Consider the following 25,104-nt stretch of genomic DNA (forward strand, 5'->3'; position numbering starts at 1 on the left):
TCTTTTTTTGCGACAACCTATTAACTATACCATTCGTTCTACCTAATGTCAATAATTAATTTTCACTTTTGATAGAACCAAAATTGTTGTGATTATGATCCTTCGCTACTTGACGCGCAATCAGCACAGTCTTTTTTGCGACAGGAATAATCATACAACGTTTACAGAACCAAGTCAACCTTTTTTTATGTTATTTGCACTTAATTAACCTGGATAGCTGATACATCAATAACACTAAAGATTCTTTATACTAATCATTGATGTTTTTACCATAAAATATCTCATCCATTTCTTCTTCCAACCGCTTCGTAATATCTTTTTGCTTCTCATCAGTTAACTTGTCTTTTGTATAACCAAACAGATAGTTATCTAAATCAAAGTTACGCAGCTTACACTTCGTATGGAAGATATTTTCCTGATAGACGTTCACATCAATCATTTCATAGTTGCTTTTAACTTCTTCAGGAATGTAGTTTTGAATAGAGTTGATTTCATGATCAATAAATAACTTTTTCCCTCTTTTATCCCTAGTAAAACCTCTAACTCGATAATCCATTGTCATAATATCCGTGTCAAAGGAATGTATTAAAAACCTCAGTGCCTTTAGCGGAGAAATTTCACCACATGTCGATACATCAATATCTGCTCTAAATGTGCTTATCCCTTCATATGGATGATATTCAGGGTATGTATGCACAGTTATGTGACTTTTATCTAGTTGTGTGACCACTGAACTAGGCAATGGTCCGGGTGTTTCTTTAAAAGAATCTACTGGCACTTCTACTACTGGACCTTCTGAAACTAAAAGTGTCACACTGGAACCTTGTGGCTCAAAGTCTTGTTTAGCAATATTTAATACATGAGCCCCAATTAATTCTGTGACTGAGTTTAATATTTCTGTCAGTCGCTCAGCATTGTATTGTTCATCTATATATTCTATATATGACTTCCGTTCTTCTGTAGTTTCTGTATAGCAAATATCATACATATTGAAGCTTAACGTTTTGGTGAGATTATTAAAATCATGTAATTCAATCCGCTGTTCATGAGTAGTCATCGTCATTGCTCCTTACCAGATATTATTAAAGTAGCTTGTCCGTTGTTTGTTTCAGTGATTCTGATAAAGTTTTCGACATAAGCAGTGCTGATCAGTTATTAATAGCGTATCAATCTCAAGTTTCATAAGCAACAAAAAAAGCACTCGCCTACCGTGCTTTTTTGCTAAGTGAGGCTGACTTATAATCCGTTAATTCCATAATTGAAGTTTTTGGATAATAAAATTGGATAATTTGTTTATAGGTTTTTCCTTTTAACCCCATGTAATGAGCTCCCCACTGACTCATTCCCACTCCATGTCCAAATCCTTTTCCCTTCATTGTATATACCCCATCACTTTCCTTAAGTGAGTCAATGAAATAACTTTTAAATAGTAAACCCCCAATCAACGGCCTTACATTGTCTAATCTGACATCCTTTAGTTCAAGTTGTTGAAATAATACTGTCCCTTCTACTAAACGTTGCAGAAATTCGATTGTTATGGATCCTTTCACACGCCGCCCCGATTTCAGTGTCTGATTTGATAACTCAAAATGTGGAATGGAGAGAATTTTAATATCCCCCGTATAACCCTTCTTCTGCAACCACCTCTTCATTGATGATGTGGTTGGTTCGTCCTTTTCCTCTGTCTCTCCCCACCAATCCGGGTTATCCCAATTAATATCTTTAAGTTTTATTTGTGTTTGGTGTAACGTAAACACCCATGGATGTACTGGATCATATGGGTCTTCTTTTATTGGTAAGTATGACATGGGCTTTTCACCCCAGACATGTGTGTTATTTTCGGTAACTCCTCCATTGCTTGCTGAATAAAAAGCATTAATAAGCTGGTCTTTATAGGTTATTACCTCACCAGCCGTTTCATTAACCGCTCTCGTTGTGTCTTTAGACCATGCGTACCCGCCATATACCTGGAATTGGGTTGTATCGTCCATTGTCTTTGACACATGCGACATTGCGTATGTGCGTGCGGCCAGAGTCTGTGCTTTTAATGTTTCTATTCCCCAGGACGGATATACTTCAAGTGGCACAACACCTTTTAAATAATCTTCTAGTGGCAATTGATTTATTGGACGTATGAATTTTTTATTTTCGATTGAAAACTCCACTGCTCCTAGATATGGGGTTTCATTTATATATATTTGATGCTTTTTATCATATTTTTCAGGTATAAGAACAAGTGATCCACCTACCTTATGCTCATTGCCTGCTCCTTTTAATAGTAGGGAATTATCATTAAGGACTGTTAACGTATATCTGACTCCTTCCTGTAGATTTAAAGTTGAGTCGAACGAGAAGTATCCCCCCTTTAGTTCAAAATTAAGCTGTGATGTTTCCCCAACCTTATTGACTAATTTTACTGTTACCATTTCCTCTGCTGCAGATGAATCTGGATGCATAAATAATAGTACTATAGTTAAAAACAATAATAGATATCTCATATACCTATAATCCCAAAGATTATGTGTAATTATTCAATACAAATGATTAACTCTCTAACCTAATTGTCTTAACCCTAATTCGCGTGCCCACAACTGATTCAATAACCCTGTCTAAGAATTCTTTGTATGTTTTTGATGAACGTCCGGGGAATTAGAGTAAAAAACCTGACTTATCTCCAATCCCTAATGGCGAAAAGCTTTGGCCTTCTATACAGAAATGTTTTTTTGAAGCGAACTTCTAATTTCACTATGAATTTCTAAAATAGGAATTGTTTCTCTGAAATTGACCTTGTTTCGTGTTTCTTCCTATTATAATTAATCCCAGATTTCCACAACTGAAATGAGTTCTTTTTAGTCAAGTTTTCAAGGGCTTTTTCTAGACCTGATTTAGTGTTGTAGCTTTATGTTCTTTCAGGTGTCATAATTTAAAACGAGTAATTTTAAATTTGCTTTTAGGAGGAGAGTTATTGGAAATTAATTATGGTAATTCCATACCTGATAAAGATGAGTTTTATCAATTATATGAAACAACTGGATGGAACACAGGAACATACTCAAGCGACGATTTGTTTAAAGCCATCAATAATAGTTGGTATTTAATATCCGTCTACCATAAGGAAAAGCTAGTGGGCTTCGGTCGGATAATATCTGATGGAATATACCAAACACTCATTGGAGATTTGATTGTGCATCCAGATTATCAAAAACAGAATATCGGTAGTGAAATATTGCGTTTGCTCACAGAAAAATGTAAGGCGAGTGGAATTAAGTGGGTTCAGCTAACTTGCGCAGAAGGAAAAGCTGATTTTTATAAGAAATTTGGTTTTGAGGAAAGGCCAGTAAACGCTCCAGGTATGCACAAATTTCTCTAGCTCTGTCACAAAATATGTATTAATAACCAGCACCTACGATTAAATTTATCCTTGACCTTGACTATGATTTCAAAAAACAGCATAATTACCTTATAAATAGTGAATATTTGGAAATTATCTGAATCTCAAATTATCGCGCATTAAGAGGAGGTTGTTTTACTATGGCTGTGGCAAATAGAAATGTTTTACTCGCCTACATATTGTGGTTCTTTTTAGGACAACTAGGTATTCATCGCTTTTATACAGGGCGAATCGGATCAGGAATTGGACAAATTTTACTTGGTCTTGTTGGTTGGGCTACTACTTGGCTACTAGTCGGTTGGGGTCTACTTATTATTCTTTGGATTTGGCTAATTCTAGATATCTTTCTAATTCCGAGTATGTGTAGAAATCCAAGATAAAAAATCGCCGCCACCTTATCTTAGCAAATAACAAATATTGCTCTTATATTTCTTAAGTGTAAAAATGGGACTGTTCCAGCAGCTTTTCGGCTCTTTGGAACAGTCCCATTTGTTTACCATTATAAGGTAAATTTTTCCTGTAATCTTAAAATATTTCTGTTTATTTCTGTAAATCATTTAAAGTCCCAAAAAAATCAGGAAATGAAACGTTAATAGCCTCGCTGTTTTCAATTACTGTCTCACCTTCAGCAATGGTGCTTGCAACAGCCAGCATCATACCAATTCGATGGTCACCATGGCTGTTTACCTTGGCACCTGTCAGCATGGTTTTACCGTGTACAATCAACCCATCTTCTGTCGTTTCAATTCGGGCACCCATCTTATTCAATTCTTTCGCGACTATATCAATTCGATTTGTTTCTTTTACCTTCAGTTCTGCAGCATCCTTAATAACTGTTGTACCTTCTGCTTGTGTCGCTGCCAGCGCAATAATTGGAATTTCATCAATCAGTTTAGGAATTATATCTCCACCCACTTCAACCCCTTTTAGGGATGTGGATTTTACTTGGATGTCTGCTGATGGCTCCATAGTTTCTTCACTTTCATTTGTAATAGTCAATTGGGCGCCCATCCTGTATAGTACATCAATAATCCCGGTTCTGGTTGGATTCATTCCAACGTGTTGTATGGTAATTCGGCTCGAAGGTATAATCGACCCAGCTACTAAAAAGAACGCTGCAGAAGAGATGTCTCCAGGAACATCTATTGTTGTCGCAGTTAAACTTTGCTTCCCTTCAATTGAAATGTTTTTCTCAATGTGCTGCACACTAACACCGAATGCTTTTAACATCCTTTCTGTGTGATCTCTGGTTTGCTCTGGTTCAATTACAGTTGTCGTCCCTTCCGCATGCAATCCAGCTAACAACACAGCAGATTTTATCTGTGCACTGGCGACTGGCAATTCGTAATTAATAGAATGTAAGTTTCCACCTTGAATTGTAAGAGGTGTATACATTCCACCCTGACGACCTTCAACCTTAGCTCCCATTAAGCGTAGAGGATCAACTATCCGGTTCATTGGACGCTTTGCAATTGATGCATCACCCTGTATACAAGCATAAAATTCTAGTCCTGCGAGTATCCCTGACAAAAGTCGAATAGTAGTTCCTGAGTTTCCTACATCAAGTACTGCATCCGGTTCTTTTAAGAATTTTGTCCCGTTCCCTTGAATTTCTACGTAGTCTCCTTCTTGATGAATAGCTACTCCCATTTGCCTGAAGCAAGCAATTGTACTTAAACAATCTTCTCCGGGCAGGAAACCTTTTACGACCGTTTTACCTGTCGCAAGCGATCCAAACATGATAGCCCTGTGGGAAATAGATTTATCACCGGGAACTGCAATCGTGCCTGTCAGTCCATTACCACTTTCCCGTAACTTTTGTATAGCCATGTCCTTCCTCCTTAAGCTGCCTCATACGTTTTATAATCATTATGTTTAAGTAGATGCTGGGCATTTGTACGATCCTTATCCTTTTGGAAACTTATTCGTAGTACACCTAGTAAACCTTCTCTATTTTCAATAATATGGAGATTTGTTAGGCTAATTCCATGTTCCGCTAATAAAGTAGTAATGCCAGCAATTGCTCCTGGAACATCCATTACATCTACATACAAATCATAATAGGAAGGAATTGCACCTTTAGAATTAACAGGTAAAGAATCCCGGAACGCTTTTGCACTTTCAAAAAAATTAGTAATCGCCTGGTCGTCTTCTTTTGCTAAAACCCGCTTGAAGTCCTGCATTTCTTCTACCCAGTTATCCAGCAGTTCTAATAAATTAAGTCGATTTTGTTTTACAATGTCCTTCCACATAATTGGACTGCCCGAAGCAATTCTGGTAATGTCCCGAAACCCTCCAGCAGCCAACAAACTAATTAGAGGATTATTGTCGGCATATTTTCTTGCTTGGTTAACTAAACCAGCTGCCATAATATGTGGAAAATGGCTGATTACGCCAGTGACGTAATCATGTTCTTCTGTTTCAAGAACAAGAAAATGTGAATTGGCGCCATCCAGCCAATGTTTTAATTCTTCTATTCTATTTGAAGAAGTAGTAGGATGGGGAGTTAGTACGTAATAAGCATTTTCGAATAAATGTGCCTTAGCGCTTTCCACTCCAGCTTTATGTGATCCTGCCATCGGGTGTCCACCGATGAAAGTGTTACCCTGCCACAGTTCATCAGCAAGTTCCATTATCCCTCTTTTAGTACTACCAGTGTCGGTAATAATTACTTTGTCTTTTAGATTAAAACCTGATAACTGCTTCATTAACTTTTCCATTTGTAATACTGGTGTTGATAGAATAATTAAATCGGCTGATTCTGCCCCATGTTGAAAAGAGGCAATCTTTTCATCTATTATATGGAGTGCTTTTGCCTTTTCCATCTCACTTTGTTTAACATCATACCCACAAATAGTTGCTTGTGGATGTTGATTTTTGATCGCTAGTGCCAAAGAGCCTCCAATTAATCCCAGTCCTACAATAAAAACATTTCCATTCATGCCTAATCCTCCTGTAGGTGTCAGTCGCTAAACTATTTTTAGCTTAAAATAAATTCGTTTAAAACACTTCTAACTTGTTCGTTTTGTTTTTCCAGGCCAATTGTAATGCGTGCCGAAGTTGGAAATCCTAACGATTTTCCTGAACGAACGATTAGACCTTTTGATAATAGAAACTCAGCAACTTCATCTCCATCACGTTGAAAGTCAATTAATATAAAATTTCCCTCTGATGGGAAATAATGAAGGTTATTTTCTTCACAAAATGAATAATATTTCTCAAGCTCATCAGAATTCTTTTTGCTGCACTGATTAACAAAGTCCTGATCTGATATAGCAGCAGTTGCAGCCAGTTGCCCAAGTACATTTGTGTTAAATGGAAGACGGATGGGTTCAAGGGCCTGAATATTTTTCAAGGTAGAAATTCCGTATCCAATTCTAAAGCTGGCAAGACCATATATTTTTGAAAAAGTTCTCATAATGACTAAGTTAGAAAATTTTTCGATGAGTGGTAGAGAGTCAAAAGGGTCAGTAACATATTCAAAATAAGCCTCATCGAGAACAACTAACACATCACTTGGAACTCTCTCTAAGAAATGGATGAGTTCATCTTTCGGAATGTAACTTCCTGTTGGATTATTGGGACTGCAAACCCAAACTATCGCTGTATCTTTATCAATTTCAGAAAGCATTTTGTTCAAATCATGGTTCCCGTCCGCTAATCCTACCTCTCTTACTTCTGCTCCTTCAATAATCGCAGCATGCTTGTATTGTGGAAAGGTTGGAGTTGCCATTACAGTATTTTTCCCTTGTTCGAGCATTGCTCGTGAAATTACTTGGACAAGTTCATCAGTACCGTTTGTGAAAATTAGTTGTTTTTCATCTACGTCTAATGCCAAGGCAGTTGCTTCCCTTATGCTAGAAGCATTTCCATCTGGATAAAGCATATATGATGAATCAAACTCATTTAAAACGTGATCTACATTTGGTGAATGGCCATATGGATTTTCATTTGACGCTAGTTTTATAATCGAGTCAAGTTGGTATTGCTTCTTTACTTCGTCAATCGACTTTCCGGGCTGGTAGGCTCGTAGGTTAAGAATTTGCTCTTTCCATTTCATTACAGTTCCTCCTCTAGATTAAAACGTTCTTGCATATATGCGATGCTCATCGACTAGCTGTTTGAGTACATCGAAACGATCACTAGAAAATTGGTCGGTAATGGATGAAGCTAGTTCCCAAGCTATTACTGCCTCAGCAACGACACTTGCAGCAGGGACTGCACAGCTATCTGATCGCTCTATACTTGCGGTGAAAGGTTCTTTTGTATCAATATCAACACTTTGAAGTGGTTTGTATAATGTAGGAATAGGTTTCATAACACCTTTTACAATAATAGGCATTCCTGTTGACATGCCACCTTCAAAACCGCCTAATCGGTTGGTTTTTCGAACATATCCATTTTCATCGTCCCAAATAATTTCATCATGTACCTGACTCCCTGGCTTTCTAGCCATTTCAAAGCCTAAACCAAATTCCACACCCTTAAATGCATTAATACTTACCATCGCTGCGGCTAGCTTTGCGTCTAGTTTACGATCGTAATGTACATAGCTGCCAACTCCCGGTGGCATACCTTCTACAACGACTTCAACAACTCCACCAATAGAATCACCATTTTTCTTTGCTTCATCTATCGCTTCCATCATTTTCACTTCTGCTTTTTCATCAAAGCATCGAACAGGAGATTGTTCCGTCCTATTTTTTAATTCTTCTATATTATTGTAATCAGCTGGATTTGCTTGGACCCCTCCAATTTCTACAACATGTGCTGTTATTTTAATTCCGAGAAGATCAAGCATTTTTTTTGCTACAGCTCCTGCGGCAACCCGGACTGTTGTTTCTCGTGCAGAAGAACGTTCTAACACATTCCGCATGTCTCTGTGTCCATACTTGATACCACCAACTAAATCAGCGTGACCTGGCCTGGGACGGGTAACTTTCCGTTTGATTTCATCAGCCTCTGACTCTTCTATTGGTTCGATACCCATTATTTTTGTCCAATGCTTCCAGTCATTATTCTCTACGACTAATGCAAGCGGAGAACCTAGCGTGTAGCCATGACGAACTCCACCAGCAATTGTCGCTTGATCCTTTTCAATTTGCATTCGCTTTCCACGCCCATAACCTTTTTGCCGGCTGGCTAACTCTTGATTGATGTCATCAGATGTTAGTGGCATTCCAGCGGGTAACCCTTCAACAATAGTTGTTAGTTGTGGTCCATGTGATTCACCTGCTGTTAAAAATCTCATTTGTACTTCCTCCTTTGTCTTTTATAATCCCTGTTGTGCAGCAGGTTTGACGTAAAATACAGTACCATCGAATAGTGGTGTTTTACGCTAGCTTATTTTTAAATATCTTTAAATCGTCCATGAACGTATTGAATTCTGGAATATTCATTTGCTGCGCTGAGTCAGATAATGCGACAGCCGGGTCCGGATGAACTTCTGCCATAATTGCATCTGCTCCAATTGCTAAAGCAGCTTTTGCAGTTGGGTAAAGTAAATCTTTTCTACCTGTTGAATGTGTTACATCTACAACAACAGGTAAATGTGTTTCTTTTTTTAGAATCGGTACTGCCGAAATGTCCAACGTGTTTCGTGTAGCTTTTTCATATGTGCGAATACCACGTTCACAAAGAATAATTTGATCGTTCCCTTGTGAAATGATATATTCAGCAGCATTTATAAACTCATCAATTGTAGCAGCTAATCCTCGTTTTAACAGTACTGGTTTTTTCACTCTACCCACTGTTTTTAATAGTTCAAAGTTCTGCATGTTACGAGCACCGATTTGAATTACATCAACGTATTCCAATGCTTTCTCAACATCATGAGGGGCCAAAATTTCACTGACAACAGACATCCCTACCTCATCTGCAACTTTCCTTAATATTTGCAAACCCTCTATTCCAAGACCCTGAAAATCGTATGGTGAAGTACGCGGTTTGAATGCCCCACCACGCATTAGCGTCAGACCTTGTTCTTTCATTGCTAAAGCTACAGCTTTTACTTGCTCGTAACTTTCAACTGCACATGGTCCCATGATGAAATTCTGCTCTCCATTTCCAATCTTTGTACCATTTATATCAACGATTGTATTTTCATGACGTGCCTTTCTGGACACTAATAATGCTTTCCTATGATCGTCCTTTTGAAGCTCTAAACTCGCTTTAAAGATTTCTTTAAAGATATGCTGGATAGTTGATGTTTCAAAAGGTCCTTCGTGATTTTCGATAATTAAATCAAGTGCCTGCCGTTCACGAACTGGATCAAATCTTACCACTCCTTGTTTTTCTTTATGTTCCCCAATTTCCTGAACAATTTTGGCCCGTTTATTTAACAATGTTAAAATATCTAGATTTACCTCATCGATTTGGTTACGTAATTCTGTTAATTCATTTACACTCATTTGTTTATTCCTCCTGATATTTTTAGTTTTGTTTGTTCAATAATTTCCTTGCATCAATCTATATAAATTTATAGAAAAAATCAGCATCTGCCGATGTAAATCCCTTAAGCATTTTACTTTCTTTACGCCTAACAGAAAAGGCATCCCCTCCTAAAATGGTTTTAGAAAAATTGGTTTATCGCCAAACCTTATTGCGAAAGTCTTAGTTGCACTTATGCAGAAAGAAAGTTTTTATACTTTCTTTAGTGCTAAAAAATCGCCCCTGTCGCTTATATAAACGACAGGGACGATTCTCATCGCGGTACCACCCTTATTGTGAACAAAATGCTGTTCACCTCTTAAAAGCTGTTAACGATCAATGACCGTCTTTCTTTACGTTAAGGTTTCCCTTTTTCAAGAAAGAAGCTCCAGGACTGTAATTCATGCTAATCTATGACTGATTCACACCACCATCAGCTCTCTGCACAGGGAGATTAGACACTACTTTGATCCTTTCGTTGCTTATGATATATTTAGTTTTTATCTAAGAATTAAAAAAGTCCCCACTGATTGATTAATCAGTAGGGACGATTGGATTCGCGGTACCACCCTAGTTGTGAATTAAATACTTCACCACTTAGATTTGTTAACGATCAAATGACCGTCTCCTTCTATGTAAAGTTTCTACTTTACGAAGAAAAAGAAGCTCGAGGACTGTAATTCATGTTTATCTATGACTGATTCACACCGCCATCAGCTCTCTAACACAGGGAGATAAAACACTACTATGATCCTTTCGTTGCCGTAAAATATATAAATTAACTTTCTAAAATGTTTAAATGTTATAGTTTCACATTATATGCCAACTTAGAATAGTCTGTCAACACATTTTTAAATATTTTTTTGGTACCTGTCACTTACCGAATTCTAGCTTTTCACGGATTCGCTCTACTGCTACGTGAATTCTTTCATTTGGTATGGCTAAGGACACTCGAAAATACCCTTCTCCTCCGGGTCCGAAAATATTACCTGGGGTAAATATTACTCCCGTTTGTTCCAGAACAGTAGCTACAAATTCTTCTGACGTATATCCCCCGGGTACCGGTGCCCATATAAAGAAACCTGCATTCGTTGGGTTTGCATCTATTCCGATTGAGCGAAGTGCTTCAACCATAGTATTCATACGCTTTTTATAAATCTGATTGTATTCATTCACACTGCTTTGATCGCTTGTCAATGCGTGTGCTGCAGCCTTTTGAATTGGAGTAAATACCCCCGTATCGACATTACTTTTGTATATAGACAAAGATTTAATTACTTCTTTATTGCCGACTACGTACCCTACACGCCAACCAGTCATACTGTAGGACTTTGATAGTGAACCAAACTCAACAGCGTGCTCTTTAGAGCCATTAACCTGCAATATACTTGGAGCTGTATAATCATTATACGTAACCATATTGTAAGCTGAATCACTTACAATTAGTAGATCATGTTTCTTAGCAAACCCAACGGCCTCTTCGTAAAAATCAATATCTACTGATGCACCAGTCGGGTTGCTGGGATAATTCAAGAACATCACCTTTGCTTTTTCTAATACATCATTCGGAATTTCATCAAACTTTGGTTTAAAATCGTTCGATGCCTCTAAAGACATATCGTAATACTTTCCATCTGCTAAAAGAGTAGCCATTCGATAAACCGGATAGCCGGGATCTGGACCTAATACATAATCCCCCGGGTCAATTACAGATGGCAACAAATGCCCTATTCCTTCTTTGGAACCAATTAGGGCAAGAACCTCTGTGTCAGGGTCAAGTTCTACTCCGTATGATTTCCTGTAAAAAGTAGTAACAGCTTCACGGAATTCAGGGCTTCCTATGAAACTAGGATATTTTAAATTAGCGGGATTCTGAATTTCTTCTTCAAGCTTCTTTACAATATGCTTTGGTGTCGGTAGATCAGGATCGCCAACACCTAAATCAATAACATCTATACCTGCTTTTAGTGCCTTTTGTTTCATTTTTTGTACTTCTGCAAATTTATAAGGAGGTATATTTGCCAGCCTGTTTGACTTCGTTTTCATTTATTAAACCACCCTGTAATCATTTTTTAGACTCTTAGTTTTATTGCTTTTTAATCTTCGCAGTTGATATAAAACTGCGACGTAACTCACCGCTACGGAAATACACTCGCTGAGTATAGTGTTAAACAATGATGAACATTTATCTAGTCTGATTGATTGGAGCGGAGGACCGTTGACTCCTGCGGGAACAGCACGAGTCTGAAGACCCCGGAGAGTGGTTTTCTCGAGGAGGCTGAAGCCGTGCCCGCGGAAAGCAACGGTCCGCAGCGGAAATCAATCTAGCGTTACGTCGCAGTCTATAGATTTTGTATCTAAAACAACAATCTTTTACAACTGCATATAACTTTATTATCTATCTTGATTATGAACGTAATCATACTAAGTGAACGAATGGTTCGTCAAGGAATTCTTCATACTATTAATGTACTATTTTCCATTATCCAATGTACGATCACCTTACTCGTTTCTATGTTTTTTTTAAAAGTTAGTAACTTTTGGTTTACAATTCTACAAAACTTTCGTATAATCAATTAAAACTTTGTTACATAATTAAATAGTATTGGATGAGGCGCAAAGACATCAGTAACTTATTACGGGAAAACTGTAAATTGTAATAAGTGAAAGGGGAATTTGCCGAAACGGTGTTCTGTTTACAGACAGAGCATAGTTGGATTGTATATTAAGAGTATGCAGTCTGTCATTATTCTCGGATAATGGAGTGCTTCCACTTGTATATAGAAAAAATGTAAACAAGTCGGAATATGCCGGCTTGTTTTTTTTATACAATTTCAGGGATTTCACCATCAGTACTAGTAGATAATGATTACAAGTGGAAAGAAGGGCAGCTTATGAACAGAAGTGTACTTAAATTTGGTGGAACCAGTGTTAGTAGCCTTGAGAAAATAAAAGATATTGCTAATTACCTGAAAGGCCGTGTTGAGCAAGGTGAGCAATTAATCATTGTAGTGAGTGCAATGGGCAAAACAACAGATGATCTTATGGCGTCAGTTAACTCAATCACCACCTCGCCAAATGACCAGGATTTAGCACTGCTTTTAACGACAGGCGAACAACAAACTATCTCTTATTTATCCATTATTTTAAATGACATTGGTGTTAAATCAAAGCCGTTGACAGGGTACCAGGCTGGTATTGAAACTGTTGGTCACCATTTAAAAAGTAAGATTTCCAAAATTAACAGCACACTATTTGACCAATTGTTTGAAACCTACAACGTGCTAATTGTTGCAGGTTTTCAGGGATTTAATACCGACAATGAGATTACAACTCTAGGTCGAGGAGGATCAGATACAACAGCTGTTGCACTTGCGGCTGCACATGAGTGCCCATGCGAAATTTATACAGATGTTACAGGTGTCTACAGTACAGATCCAAGAATTTATCCGGAGGCGAAAATGCTCGATGAGGTATCCTATGAAGAAATGATGGAAATGAGTGCTCTTGGATCAGGGGTTCTCGTTACCAGAAGCGTTGAAATCGCAATGAACTACAACATTCCAATCTATTTAGGAAAGACACTATCAGATGTGAAGGGAACTTGGGTAATGGCAAAAACAGAAATGCTAGAGAAAAAGGCAGTAACAGGTGTCGCGCTCGACAAAGATATGATTCACGTAACACTTAATTATCCGAACTATGATACAGGTCTATTGGACCAAGCGTTTCTTAATCTGGAGCAGGAAGAAATAAATGTTGATATGATTTCACAAATCACCAATAACGAAGGTCTTCAACTTTCTTTCACAATGAAGGATACAGAAGAACACCAGTTACAAAAAATCTTCCTTCGTCTAAAAGAAAATTATCCGGACTTATACTTCAAAATTGAAAACCAGTTTGTTAAGGTTTCTGTGATTGGTTCAGGGATGCGTGATATGACTGGAGTTGCTTCTAACGTATTTCGAACTTTCATTAAAGCGGATATTCCGTTTCACCAGGTAACAACATCAGAAATCAGCATATCCTATGTAGTGGATGCGCATAACGGTAAAAAAGCAGCACATCTTTTGTGCGAACGCTTCGAATTATAAATATATTGGGGGTTTTTTATATGGTAAAAATAGCAGTAGTTGGCGCAACAGGGCTTGTAGGACGTAAAATGGTCGATTTATTGGAGACAAAACAAATTCCTATAGATGAGCTTGTTTTCTTTTCATCCAAACGTTCGGCAGGCTCTGAATTAACTTTCAAGGGCGCAACATATACGGTCGAAGAACTTACAGAGGAAAAAACAGATGGCGGATTTGATTATGTACTTATGTCAGCAGGAGGCGGTACTAGCTTAAAGTTCTCACCTCTTTTTGAAAAAAATGGTGCAATCGTTATTGATAACTCTAGTGCTTTCAGAATGGATCCAACTATTGATCTTGTTGTACCGGAAGTAAATCGACCAAAGCTAAACAGAAAAATAATCGCTAATCCAAACTGCTCAACGATCCAGTCTGTCGTTCCGTTAAAAGTCCTGGATGATGCATACGGCATTGCCCGCGTTAGCTACACCACCTATCAGGCTGTATCAGGATCAGGGGTCAATGGTGTAGAAGATTTAAAACGTGGTGAACAAGACGAGGAACCGGTCAACTATCCTCATCCGATTTACAACAATGCCATCCCACACATCGATGTGTTTGGCGATGATGGTTACACAAAAGAAGAAGTAAAAATGATTGAAGAAACCAGGAAGATTCTGGACTTACCTGATTTAAAGGTCACTGCCACTTGTGTTCGCGTACCAGTTGAAAATAGTCATGCTGTAGCGATAAATGTCACATTGAACAGCTCCCCTACCGTTACAGAATTGAAAAGTTTATTTGATGATAATGAGCATGTCGTCCTACAGGATGATCCGCAAAACAATGTATATCCAATGCAGGTAACTTCAACTGATAAGGAAGAGATATTTGTCGGACGAATTCGCAAGGATGACAGCTTCGAAAACACCTATCACGTGTGGGTTACAAGTGATAATTTGTTAAAAGGAGCGGCCTTAAACGCTGTACAGATTTTACAACAACTTATGGAAGAGGGATAATATGGGACACATATTCACCGGGATTGGTGTAGCAGTAACAACACCTTTTCTCAACAACAAAGTGGATTTTGATAGTTTTAAAAAGCACCTTGAATTTCTTTTGAAAAATAACGTCCAATGTCTTGTGATTAATGGTACAACTGGAGAAGGTTCTACACTTTCTTTAGAAGAAAAAAATAGTCTGCTTGAAATTGCTGTTGAAACAGCTGCAGGAAAAGTACCAGTCATTGCAGGAACAGGATCAAACTCAACTGAAGCCTCTATTATCGCTTCAAAAGATGCAAAGGCTATTGGTGTAGATGGTTTAATGCTAATTACACCTTATTACAACAAAACGAGTCAACGAGGTTTAATTCAGCATTTCACAACAATTGTTGATGCTGTGGATATGCCAGCAATCCTGTATAATGTTCCGGCTCGGACAGGGATGACAATCGCACCAGAAACCGTTCAAACACTAAGCACTCATAAAAATATCGTCGGCCTAAAAGATGCGACAAGTGACTTTAATTATTTTTCACAAGTCAGATTACTGACAGACGCGTCATTTGCAATCTATAGCGGAAACGACGATACGGCTTTAGCTAGTTTCGGTCTCGGCGGTGAAGGCCTGATTTCGGTAGCGGCAAACGCACTTCCAAATGAATATCAAACGATGTATGAACGGTCTTTAGATAACCTTGATGAAGCAAGAGCAATTCATTACCGTTTATATCCGCTTGTAACTTTGCTTGGAAACGACGTTAATCCAATTCCGATTAAAGCTCTTACAGCTCACCTTGGTTTTGGTAATTATGAACTCCGTTTGCCACTAGTACCACTGGATGAAAACGAACAGCATAAACTAACGCAGGAATTCGACGCACTAAAGGAGAGTGAATAAATTTGAAGATCCTTCTCTTTGGTTATGGAGCTATGAACAAACGTGTTGCAGTACGTGCTGAGGAGCGCGGACACGAGATAACTGGTGTCGTATTGAAATCTAAAAAGGACGATGTACCTTATCCAATTTATACAGATTTCAATCGGCTCCCTGTAGCCGATATTCTGATTGACTTTTCTCATCCGGACCTTACAAAAGAACTACTAAGATCCGATGTAACCATTCCCCTTGTGATTGCAACCACAGGGGAAAAGGAAACACTCGTCAGTATGTTAAAAGAAAAAGCGGACTATTTGCCTGTTTTTTATAGTGCAAATATGAGTTACGGTGTGCATATTCTGAAAAAAATAGTGGAATATGCCACCCCCCTTCTTGAATCATATGATATTGAACTGACCGAAAAGCATCACAACAAAAAGGTGGATGCTCCTAGTGGTACACTCGTTAAATTGTACGATGCAATTAAAGAAATTCGAGGAGACGCTGAACCAATGTATGACCGTTATACATATGATTCAAAACGTAAGCAAAGTGAAATTGGCATTCATTCAATCCGTGGCGGGACAATAGTTGGTGAACATGAAGCACTTTACGCTGGCCATGATGAAACAATTACGATTCAGCACAAGGCACAATCAAAAGACATTTTTGCAAACGGGGCTATAGATGTTGCAGAAAAACTAATTGATAAAAAAAGCGGTTACTATACTTACTCAAACTTAGGAGATGAATAGAAAATGAAGGAATTTACAGCAGAAGAAATTATTCAGTACATCAGTAACTCAGACAAAAAAACACCACTAAAGGTATACGTAAACACTAGCCTTGATAAAAATGATTTCCCTGAAAGTTTTAAGGTGTTTGGAACGGATGGCTCTTATACTATTTTTACAGATTTGAAAGACTGGAAACCTTTTTACGCAGAAAATCAGGATAAATTAGTTGATCTTGCTATCGAACAAGACCGTCGAAACAGTGCCATTCCACTACTCGATGCAACAGAAGTTAATGCACGAATCGAGCCAGGAGCGTTCATCCGTGAACATGCAGTAATTAACAAAAACGCGGTTATCATGATGGGTGCTGTTATCAATATCGGAGCAATTGTTGGTGAAGGCACGATGATTGATATGAACGCTGTACTTGGAGGTCGTGCAACAACGGGCAAAAATGTTCACGTTGGAGCTGGCGCAGTGTTAGCAGGCGTAATCGAGCCACCAAGCGCAAGCCCCGTAGTCGTAGAAGACGATGTACTAATTGGTGCTAATGCAGTAATCCTTGAAGGCGTAACTGTCGGAAAAGGCGCCGTTGTTGCGGCTGGAAGCATTGTTACTGAAGACGTCGCAGCAGGTGTAGTTGTTGCAGGTGTTCCTGCACGTGTCATCAAACAGGCAAGTGAAGTAAAAGGTGGTAAAACTGAAATTGTTCAAGCGTTAAGAAAATTAAACCAGTAAATTTTGTTTAGTACAAAATCTGCTTATAGAGAGATTGTTTTCGCGCACTAGAGTACGAAAAACGCGCACTGATCTAGAATTTCGCGCATCAAGACTTGGAAATCGCGCACCAAACTGGTGGTGCGCGATTTTTTAAATTGATGCTCGATTCCAGGTCTGTAGCGCTCGATTTTCACCTACCTGTGCGCGATTATTACCATTTAACCCATAGTTTATTTTTCAAGCATCAGTTATTGGAGTGAAAAAAATGGAATTACAACAAACATTAACAAAGCATAGAAGATATCTACATCAAATACCTGAACTCGGTTTTCAAGAGTTTAAAACAACTGCATATATCAGGGAAACATTGGATCAGCTTGCTATTCCCTACCTCATGCCTATGGACACTGCAACAGTCGTCTACCTTGAAGGGAATTCAAACAATACGATAGGCTTTCGAGCTGATATTGACGGACTTCCGATTAATGAAACAACTACTATTTCATTCAAATCACAGCACAAAGATGTTATGCATGCATGTGGTCATGACGGCCATACTGCAATGCTTCTGTCTTTTGCTGAAAGATGCAAACAGATGCAGGAAACTAATACACTAAAACATAATGTACTCTTGATCTTTCAACCGTCCGAAGAATCCATGGGTGGTGCTAACCATCTGATCAAAGCGTTCCCTTTTTCCAACTACAACCCCGATGCTATTTTCGGGTTGCATCTCATGCCTGGTAATCCTGAAGGCACTCTTTTAACAAAAACCGGACCGCTGACTGCAAGTGCAACCGAATATCGCATCTATGTTGACGGAAAGTCTGCACATGTTGCCAATAAAGAAACTGGTGCAAGTGCTATAGGTTCGTTAAACAATACAGTTACCCACATTCAGCAGCTACAGAACTTTCATTTGAGTGGATTAAATCAGAACATTGTTCATATCGGAAAAATCCATGCTGGTGAGGCAATCAATACAGTTGCTTCTTCAGGTTACTTAGAAGGAACCATCCGAACATACGATATGGATGACCTAGCTATAGTTAAAGAGAAAATTGCAACTATCGTAAAAAGCAGTGATTTGCTGTTCACAACAGAGACACGTGTTGAATTTGCTGAAGGCTACCCCCCTGTTGTAAACGATGAAGTCCTTCTCCCTCTAGTATCTGCTAGTGCCGTACAATCAGGACTTGAGCTTATAATAAATGCAAAACCCTATTTGTTTGGTGAAGACTTTTCGTTTTACAGTAAAGTTGCACCAACTCATTTCGCCTTTTTAGGTGTGCAGAACGAAACCTTAGGCTACACAAGTGGTCTCCATACGTCATCGTTTAATTTCGATGAGAAAAATCTAATTAATGGAGTTCGGTATTTCGAGAACATCCTTGAAAAGTTTGGTGAAGTCTAATGACAGCAAAGCTGCAGATAAATCGAAAACGCCTGTATGAGCAAGCGCAGAGGATCAATAACGCTACCGATGTGCTCGTAGTTGTAAAAAACAATGCATACAATATTGGTCTCGATTTAGCTTTTGAAACCTTCTATGAGGCTGGTATTCGTTCCTTTGCTACTACTTCCTTAAATGAAGCCGTGCGTTTACGAAAGATGAGTAAGGAAATTTATATCTTTTTATTAAATCCTTCCACAAACTTTGGAACGCTTAGGGAATACAACATCGCGATGACGCTGCCTTCCCTGTCTTTCTATGAAAAATATAAAAATGACCTTCATGAAATAGAATTACATTTGGAATACAAAAACCTATTGAGACGATCCGGATTTGAACACGCAGAAGATATGATAAAAGTGCTTGAGGAGGGTTTGTTACGTGTTACTGGAATTTGGACACACTTCGCATATGCAGATGAAATTGATTCACCAGAATATGGGGTTGAAAAACAAAATTGGCTGAAGACTCTTGAAAAAATTCGTGCAACTGAATATGAGTTTCAGTTCATCCATGCTCAGAACAGTGCATCATACATGCGAGACGGATCCTTGCCTTACCACACGCATGCGCGCCTTGGTATCCTGTTATATGGCTCAAGGCCATACAATGAACTTCATCCTGAATCAGTACCTTCTGTTATTACGGTAAGTACAAACGTTATCCAGTTATTGGATCTCAAAAAAGGTGAAAGCTCAGGTTACTCCAGTGCATTCAAAGCAGAAAACGATTGTCGAATTGCTATTTGTGATATCGGCTATGGAGACGGTGTACTTAGAGCACGTGCCAAACACGACGTTATGATTAATGGAAAACGTTATCCGATTGGCGCGTTAATGATGAGTCACATGCTAATCACTGTTGACCATAACGTCAAAGCTGGTGACACTGTATATCTATATAATGATAGTTTGCGAGTTGATAATTATACGCATCTTGGGGTCGGCGCTAATTCCGAACAGATGAGTGCACTGAATCATAATTCGTTGATAAAGGAAATCATTGAATGACCTTGGTCAATTCTTTTACATTTTCATATTTTGCTTTATTACACTGAGCTACTGTATATGATGCAGCTCTCATCAACCTTTCAGTTAAAGGGCTCTTTATTGATATTTACCCCTTTCATTATCAGCAAATGAAATAATCAATCTATATCCTTTTACATTGATAACGATATAAACTATACTTTTATTTATCCTGTTTTCAGAAGAGTTAATTAGGTAGTAACATTAATAATATTACTATTTTTCTGAACACTAGTTATAAAGCGTGGTATTTGAAATCAACTACGTACTTTCTAAGGAGGTAGTCATAAGTGGCTCAAATCAAAAAGATAGGTTTACTCCCGCAAATTTTAATTGCTTTTGTTGCGGCTATTATTGCAGGAATTGTATTTGGATCCAGTATCTCAGTTGTTGAACCGTTAGGAACACTATTTTTACGTCTTATACAATTCATTATTGTTCCATTGATTTTATCTTCACTCGTTGTGGGTGTTGCTAGTACTGGAAGTATGAAAACACTTGGAAGAATTGGCGGAAAAACAATAGTATATTATTTAGTGACAACGCTAATTGCAGTGAGTATTGGCTTACTTGCCGGTTCGTTGTTTTCTCCTGGAACTGGAGTTGACATCTCTTCAGCTGGTGAAGCACCTGAAGCAAAAGATACAGGTGGTATAGTCGATATATTATTAAACATTATCCCGACCAACCCAATTGAGAGCCTATCAAGTGGAAATATTCTGCAAATCATCTTTTTTGCGCTTTTCCTTGGTGTAGGAATTACAATGGTTGGCGAGAAGGCTGACCCAGTCTATCGTTTCTTTGACGGACTTGCAGAAATTATGTACAAGATTACATGGGTTATTATGAAACTTATCCCTATTGGAATTTTTGGCTTATTAGCACCAATTATTGGGGAATACGGTCTATCCGTTTTACTCCCTTTAATAAAACTTGTCACGGTTGTAGCAATTGCTTGTATCGTGCATGCAGTTTTCACCTATTCAATTGCTGTCAAAACACTAGGAAAAATGAGTCCTTTGAAGTTTTTCAAAGGAATTGCACCAGCTACCCTTGTAGCTTTCAGTACGCAAAGTAGTTCCGGAACATTACCTGTGACTATACAGAGTGCTGAAGATAATTTAGGTGTATCTAAAAGGATCTCCAGTTTTGTATTGCCATTAGGAGCAACAATTAATATGGATGGAACGTCATTATACCTAGGTGTTGCAACTCTTTTTACGGCACAGGCATATGGTGTTGAATTATCCTTCTCACAATTGCTGTTAGTTGTATTAATTGCAACTCTCGGTTCAATTGGAACTGCTGGCGTACCTGGCGCGGGTTTGGTTATGTTAATGTTAGTATTAACTACATTAAACTTACCACTTGAAGCAATTGCATTAATTGCCGGGGTTGATCGTTTCATGGACATGTTCCGAACAGCCACGAATGTTACTGGTGACGCAACAGGAGCTGTCGTTATAGACAGATCTGAAACAAAACAAGACTCTGGTACAAATGCAAACAAAGCAACAGGGTGACTGTAAAAAGTAACAATTACCATACTTTCTATATTACTAAAAAAAGTACAAATCGAATCTGGATTTGTACTTTTTTTCTACAAAACAATAGTAAAATTATTTTTCAAATTTCATATATGTTAAAATCAGTTTATCAGACATTTGAAACTAAAAAGCACTCATCTAAATAGGCAGAATACGTAGACTCCTGCTTAGAACAGCACGAGTCCGAAGACCCCGGAAGAAGCGTTCTTTGCTTCTGAGGAGACTGAGGCCGTGCCCGTGGAAAGCGAAGCATTCTGCCAGAACGGCGTCGAAAAAGTTTTCACTATGTCGCAGTTTGTATCAACTGCGAAGACTAAACTTACGAAATAACCTTTAAAAGAGAAAGGATTTTCCAATTGAAAAATAAAAAAAAGATATTTTTTTATATAGGAAATATACTCATTGGAATTATAACTTATTATGCTTACTTATATTTGTGGGTTCTTCTTAGCTGGGGAGAGCAATTTCTTCTTATATCACTGGAAACATTAATCAGTTTGCTCACAGGTGCTGTTTTTTTCCTTGCGTTTAACTACTTCCTGTTAAGAAAAGATCCAAAATCTAAAAAATACTGGTGGATAGGGCTTGGAGTTGTTCTTCTGTCTGTTACGATTATAGTATCAATTATTGAGTTGTCTTAGAAAACTTGGCTTATCTCCAAGCCTTAATGGCGAAAGCCTTAGTGGCGAAAGCCTTAGTTACAATTATGCAGTAAGAAAGGATTTATACTTTCTTACCTGCTTAAAAAAACAGATGTGAAAAGCGCCCAGATAAAATGCTGAGCGCTCGTGCAAGACAATTACTATTTTCTGACCTTTAATTCGAAATAAAACAACCATCTGGTCCACATACTAGCCCTTGATTTCGACGCTTTTCTTCTTCCTCTTTTTCATTTTTTAATTGTCCCTTTTGCCAATCAAAATCAATCTCTGTTCCAAATTTCTCTGGGAAACGAATATACCATCGTTGTTTACGTATCGTAAAGTTATCCGGATCCAGTAAAATTGCGTCATCCAGTTCTTTTAATGCTTCATCGTTTCTGTTTTGTTTTGTATATTCCATACCCAGTTTAAACTTTGTTTGTGCTAATTGGAGCTGTAAATCTGATTGGTCATTTCTCTTGTTTTCATCCTCAAATTCAACCTTTTCCACTTCTTTGCTGATTAGCTGCTCAACAGCTTTAACATGCTCAGGATTATCTACCTTAAATCCTTCTTTAATCATACGGATTGTTCCATTTTCATCGATAAAGATACCATTTGGAACAACCTTAAAGCGAAACATATTGACCAATGTATTATTTACATCGACCACAGTCGTAAAAGTTGTGCCTTTTATATGAGGTTTGACAACTTCTGCTCCCTGTCCATCAACAGCAACTGAAAGAATTTCAAATTTATTGTCCTTGTTTTGTTCGTATACTTTCTGCCAACCTGGCAGTTGTTCACGGCATCGTCACCAGGAAGCCCACATAAAGATTAGCGTATTTTTTCCACGATAATCGCTTATTGAAACTTTTCTTCCATTCACATCTTCAAGCTGAAGATCCTGTATTTCTTGGAATAACATATACATTCCTCCTATACTTATTTACCTATTAGACTTATTCTATAGTAGCTAGAAAAATCCCTACTTACATCCTTCAATTTCCAGAAAACCATTAACCACTGCTTCCATTTCGCCGTTGGTAACGGTGCGAAAATCTACAGATACACGGTTATTTTGAATTCGGGTCACAATAACAGGTGTACATGCCCTGAGTCTAGATGCAAGTTCCTGTGCGGAAAGACTATCATGCACAATAGTAGCGACATACGTCTGAAGCTCAACGCCTGGCATCGTCCCACCACCTATTTGCGACGTACTTCTTTCAATCTCAACCTGATAGGTATCTGCTTGTGATTTTATTTTTGCAGTAAATTCCTCAGTCTGTTGTTTGATATCCTCAAGTGACTTTGTAACATCCCTTACAGTTGGTAGTTTCAAACTAGCATTTTCACCTGTCAAATACGCTTTTAGTGTTTGCTCCAGTGCTGCGAATGTCAGTTTATCAACTCTTAATACTCTAGCCAGTTGATGCTTTTTTAATTTGTTGATGATGTCCTTTTTGCCGACAATAATTCCTGCCTGTGGGCCACCTAACAGCTTATCGCCACTGAAAGAGACGAGATCAATCCCTGAGTCAATTACCTCTTTGACAACCGGCTCATCACCAATGCCAAGTTTTTTAAAATCATAAAGAGCACCGCTTCCTAAGTCTTCGTAAAATACGATGTCCTGATGCTCTTGTTTTAGTTTGACCAGAGCATCTGTTTCAACTGTTTCTGTAAAGCCAATCGTCTTGAAATTACTTGTATGAACCTTCATAATCATGGCTGTCTCTTCACGAATAGCATTTTCATAATCATACAGATGTGTTTTATTAGTCGTCCCCACTTCTACTAAATGTGCACCACTTTCTTCCATAATAGAGGAAACTCGAAAAGATCCACCTATTTCCACTAATTGACCACGAGACACGATGACCTCTTTATCCTTAGTTAACGCACTTAATATGAGAAACACGGCTGCAGCATTATTATTCACAACCATTGCTGCTTCTGCACCAGTGGCTTCTTTTAACAAGTCTTCGATAATGTCATGACGCGATCCACGCTTACCTGCCTGAACCTGATACTCCAGGTTAGAATAGTTCTGTGCCACGCTTATGACGTGGGTAACTGCCTCTTCACTTAAACGAGAACGCCCAAGATTTGTATGAAGAACGGTACCTGTTCCATTAATAACACGTGTCAGACGATCCTTTTTCCATTCACTAACCTTCTTATTAACATTCCCAAAAATCATCTCAGAAAAACCCTGATCTGGATGCAGATTTGTTAAGCACCCACTTATCAGCTTTTCACGTAATTCACTAACCTCTTTTTGGATGAATTTCGTTAACTGATCATTCGTTAATGTGAATGATGCTTGAATTTCTTCAAAGCGTTTTTCCTTCTGCAATTCATGAACTGGTGGAAGCTTTCGCAAATACTCTTTCATCTATAGTCCTCCATCATTAAACACATGCGTTAACCACTGCAGATATCGAGGTATTACCCCTCCATTCGCTTGATGATTTGATCAACGGCAGGATAGTTTCTGGTTTTAAGTTTTGAATATATCTTTTCCCCATTTACTGTGATTTCAAACGCCCCTCCTGAACTGGGAACCAGATCTAGAGAAGTAATATTGGAGCGAAAATGATTAAACAATTGTTCCGCAAAACTTGCGGCTTTAGGAGCATAGTTTCACTGCATACAAAATTCAATGGTAATCTCATAGTCCATAATTAATCCCTCCCTCAATTTCCACTTAATAAGCACGTTTAAAAAGTATTGTTGCTTTTTACCATTCGCAGTTGATTAAAATTGCGACGTAGTGAAAATTCTTTTGACGACGCCGTTCCGGCAGAATACTTCACTTTCCACGTGCACGGACTCAGTCTCCTCAGAAGCAAAGAATGCTTCTTCCGGGGTTTTCAGACTCGCGCTGTTCCCGTAGGAGTCTTCGTATTCTGCCTTCACTTTAAGAATGTCTTATTGTCGAAAGAAAAATTCGCATGAATTCCGTGTTTTCATGTGACTTCTTCTCCTTTGAACAGAGAGCTATCAAAGCTGCGGAAAAATGCGAAACTCCAGTGGGAAAGGAACAGTCTGAAGACCCCGCTGTGAGCGGTTTTTGCTCCCAGGAGGCTGAAGCGCTCCCCACGGAAAGCGAGTGTTTTTCCGCAGCGTTGGCTCAGCACCAGTCCAATAAATGGTGATAGGAAATATACATAGCAGTTAGCTGTTACGTCG

At 38.4% G+C, this 25,104-nt stretch carries 23 protein-coding genes, 1 riboswitch and 2 other annotated features; of the genes, 11 read left to right on the forward strand and 12 right to left on the reverse strand.

Features of this window, described 5'->3' with window-relative positions; genetic code table 11:
- Window positions 1-250 precede the first annotated feature (250 nt).
- Window positions 251-1,063: an adenosylmethionine decarboxylase gene (gene speD, locus ACOI1D_RS10835; protein ID WP_422501304.1), complete on the reverse strand. Its 813-nt coding sequence runs from the start codon at window positions 1,061-1,063 to the stop codon at window positions 251-253.
- Between the two features lie 142 nt (window positions 1,064-1,205).
- On the reverse strand, window positions 1,206-2,498 hold the full coding sequence (locus ACOI1D_RS10840; RefSeq protein ID WP_422501305.1) for a SpoIID/LytB domain-containing protein: 1,293 nt from the start codon (window positions 2,496-2,498) through the stop codon (window positions 1,206-1,208).
- Window positions 2,499-2,965: 467 nt separating this feature from the next.
- Between ACOI1D_RS10840 and ACOI1D_RS10845 the strand changes: the two genes are divergently transcribed.
- Window positions 2,966-3,370, forward strand: a complete 405-nt coding sequence (locus tag ACOI1D_RS10845; RefSeq protein ID WP_422501306.1) for a GNAT family N-acetyltransferase — start codon at window positions 2,966-2,968, stop codon at window positions 3,368-3,370.
- 161 nt (window positions 3,371-3,531) lie between these two features.
- Window positions 3,532-3,771, forward strand: coding sequence for a TM2 domain-containing protein (locus ACOI1D_RS10850; protein WP_422501307.1), 240 nt, complete (start codon window positions 3,532-3,534; stop codon window positions 3,769-3,771).
- 160 nt (window positions 3,772-3,931) lie between these two features.
- Here the strand turns inward: ACOI1D_RS10850 and aroA are convergent, their stop codons facing one another.
- The 6 genes from aroA to ACOI1D_RS10880 form a co-directional block, all read right to left on the reverse strand.
- On the reverse strand, window positions 3,932-5,221 hold the full coding sequence (gene aroA, locus ACOI1D_RS10855; protein ID WP_422501308.1) for a 3-phosphoshikimate 1-carboxyvinyltransferase: 1,290 nt from the start codon (window positions 5,219-5,221) through the stop codon (window positions 3,932-3,934).
- Between the two features lie 11 nt (window positions 5,222-5,232).
- The gene (locus ACOI1D_RS10860) at window positions 5,233-6,333 is read right to left on the reverse strand and encodes a prephenate dehydrogenase (protein ID WP_422501309.1); all 1,101 of its coding nucleotides are present in this window, start codon (window positions 6,331-6,333) and stop codon (window positions 5,233-5,235) included.
- 38 nt (window positions 6,334-6,371) lie between these two features.
- Entirely contained in the window at window positions 6,372-7,451 is a 1,080-nt protein-coding gene (hisC, locus tag ACOI1D_RS10865) for a histidinol-phosphate transaminase (protein ID WP_422501310.1), read from the reverse strand.
- Window positions 7,452-7,469: 18 nt separating this feature from the next.
- On the reverse strand, window positions 7,470-8,642 hold the full coding sequence (aroC, locus tag ACOI1D_RS10870; protein WP_422501311.1) for a chorismate synthase: 1,173 nt from the start codon (window positions 8,640-8,642) through the stop codon (window positions 7,470-7,472).
- A gap of 82 nt (window positions 8,643-8,724) precedes the next feature.
- Complete coding sequence (locus ACOI1D_RS10875; RefSeq protein ID WP_422501312.1) at window positions 8,725-9,801, reverse strand: bifunctional 3-deoxy-7-phosphoheptulonate synthase/chorismate mutase; 1,077 nt, start codon at window positions 9,799-9,801, stop codon at window positions 8,725-8,727.
- Between the two features lie 279 nt (window positions 9,802-10,080).
- Window positions 10,081-10,308, reverse strand: a binding site (T-box leader).
- 52 nt (window positions 10,309-10,360) lie between these two features.
- Window positions 10,361-10,589, reverse strand: a binding site (T-box leader).
- A 104-nt stretch (window positions 10,590-10,693) separates the two neighbouring features.
- Window positions 10,694-11,866 carry an LL-diaminopimelate aminotransferase gene (locus ACOI1D_RS10880; RefSeq protein WP_422501313.1) on the reverse strand — a complete coding sequence of 391 codons (1,173 nt, stop codon included), beginning with the start codon at window positions 11,864-11,866 and terminating at the stop codon, window positions 10,694-10,696.
- A 555-nt stretch (window positions 11,867-12,421) separates the two neighbouring features.
- A riboswitch (Lysine riboswitch) is annotated at window positions 12,422-12,598 on the forward strand.
- A gap of 116 nt (window positions 12,599-12,714) precedes the next feature.
- Here ACOI1D_RS10880 and ACOI1D_RS10885 point away from each other — a divergent pair.
- From ACOI1D_RS10885 to ACOI1D_RS10925, 9 genes are all read left to right on the forward strand, one after another.
- Window positions 12,715-13,917: an aspartate kinase gene (locus ACOI1D_RS10885; RefSeq protein WP_422501314.1), complete on the forward strand. Its 1,203-nt coding sequence runs from the start codon at window positions 12,715-12,717 to the stop codon at window positions 13,915-13,917.
- Between the two features lie 20 nt (window positions 13,918-13,937).
- Window positions 13,938-14,918, forward strand: a complete 981-nt coding sequence (locus ACOI1D_RS10890; RefSeq protein ID WP_422501315.1) for an aspartate-semialdehyde dehydrogenase — start codon at window positions 13,938-13,940, stop codon at window positions 14,916-14,918.
- A gap of 1 nt (window position 14,919) precedes the next feature.
- Window positions 14,920-15,801 carry a 4-hydroxy-tetrahydrodipicolinate synthase gene (dapA, locus tag ACOI1D_RS10895; RefSeq protein ID WP_422501316.1) on the forward strand — a complete coding sequence of 294 codons (882 nt, stop codon included), beginning with the start codon at window positions 14,920-14,922 and terminating at the stop codon, window positions 15,799-15,801.
- A 2-nt stretch (window positions 15,802-15,803) separates the two neighbouring features.
- Window positions 15,804-16,535: a 4-hydroxy-tetrahydrodipicolinate reductase gene (dapB, locus tag ACOI1D_RS10900; protein ID WP_422501317.1), complete on the forward strand. Its 732-nt coding sequence runs from the start codon at window positions 15,804-15,806 to the stop codon at window positions 16,533-16,535.
- A 3-nt stretch (window positions 16,536-16,538) separates the two neighbouring features.
- A complete protein-coding gene (dapD, locus tag ACOI1D_RS10905; protein WP_422501318.1) occupies window positions 16,539-17,255 on the forward strand; it encodes a 2,3,4,5-tetrahydropyridine-2,6-dicarboxylate N-acetyltransferase in 717 nt (238 codons plus the stop codon).
- A 247-nt stretch (window positions 17,256-17,502) separates the two neighbouring features.
- Window positions 17,503-18,651 (forward strand): M20 metallopeptidase family protein, encoded by a 1,149-nt coding sequence (locus ACOI1D_RS10910; protein WP_422501319.1) that lies wholly within the window; start codon window positions 17,503-17,505, stop codon window positions 18,649-18,651.
- Window positions 18,651-19,700: an alanine racemase gene (locus ACOI1D_RS10915; RefSeq protein ID WP_422501320.1), complete on the forward strand. Its 1,050-nt coding sequence runs from the start codon at window positions 18,651-18,653 to the stop codon at window positions 19,698-19,700. Before ACOI1D_RS10910 ends, ACOI1D_RS10915 begins: the two co-directional genes overlap by 1 nt.
- A gap of 317 nt (window positions 19,701-20,017) precedes the next feature.
- Window positions 20,018-21,241, forward strand: coding sequence for a dicarboxylate/amino acid:cation symporter (locus tag ACOI1D_RS10920; RefSeq protein WP_422501346.1), 1,224 nt, complete (start codon window positions 20,018-20,020; stop codon window positions 21,239-21,241).
- A 380-nt stretch (window positions 21,242-21,621) separates the two neighbouring features.
- Window positions 21,622-21,906, forward strand: coding sequence for a hypothetical protein (locus tag ACOI1D_RS10925; protein WP_422501321.1), 285 nt, complete (start codon window positions 21,622-21,624; stop codon window positions 21,904-21,906).
- A 175-nt stretch (window positions 21,907-22,081) separates the two neighbouring features.
- On the opposite strand, the gene ACOI1D_RS10930 is transcribed toward ACOI1D_RS10925, so the two are convergent.
- From ACOI1D_RS10930 to ACOI1D_RS10945, 4 genes are all read right to left on the reverse strand, one after another.
- Window positions 22,082-22,549 carry a thioredoxin family protein gene (locus ACOI1D_RS10930; protein WP_422501322.1) on the reverse strand — a complete coding sequence of 156 codons (468 nt, stop codon included), beginning with the start codon at window positions 22,547-22,549 and terminating at the stop codon, window positions 22,082-22,084.
- A gap of 171 nt (window positions 22,550-22,720) precedes the next feature.
- Window positions 22,721-22,834 (reverse strand): peroxiredoxin family protein, encoded by a 114-nt coding sequence (locus ACOI1D_RS10935; protein WP_422501323.1) that lies wholly within the window; start codon window positions 22,832-22,834, stop codon window positions 22,721-22,723.
- Window positions 22,835-22,894: 60 nt separating this feature from the next.
- The gene (gene selA, locus ACOI1D_RS10940; RefSeq protein ID WP_422501324.1) at window positions 22,895-24,307 is read right to left on the reverse strand and encodes an L-seryl-tRNA(Sec) selenium transferase; all 1,413 of its coding nucleotides are present in this window, start codon (window positions 24,305-24,307) and stop codon (window positions 22,895-22,897) included.
- Between the two features lie 53 nt (window positions 24,308-24,360).
- Window positions 24,361-24,594: an Rdx family protein gene (locus ACOI1D_RS10945; protein ID WP_422501325.1), complete on the reverse strand. Its 234-nt coding sequence runs from the start codon at window positions 24,592-24,594 to the stop codon at window positions 24,361-24,363.
- Window positions 24,595-25,104 lie beyond the last annotated feature (510 nt).

The sequence above is a fragment of the Virgibacillus sp. DJP39 genome (genome assembly GCF_049310925.1).
Classification (GTDB): Bacteria; Bacillota; Bacilli; order Bacillales; family Amphibacillaceae; genus Virgibacillus_F.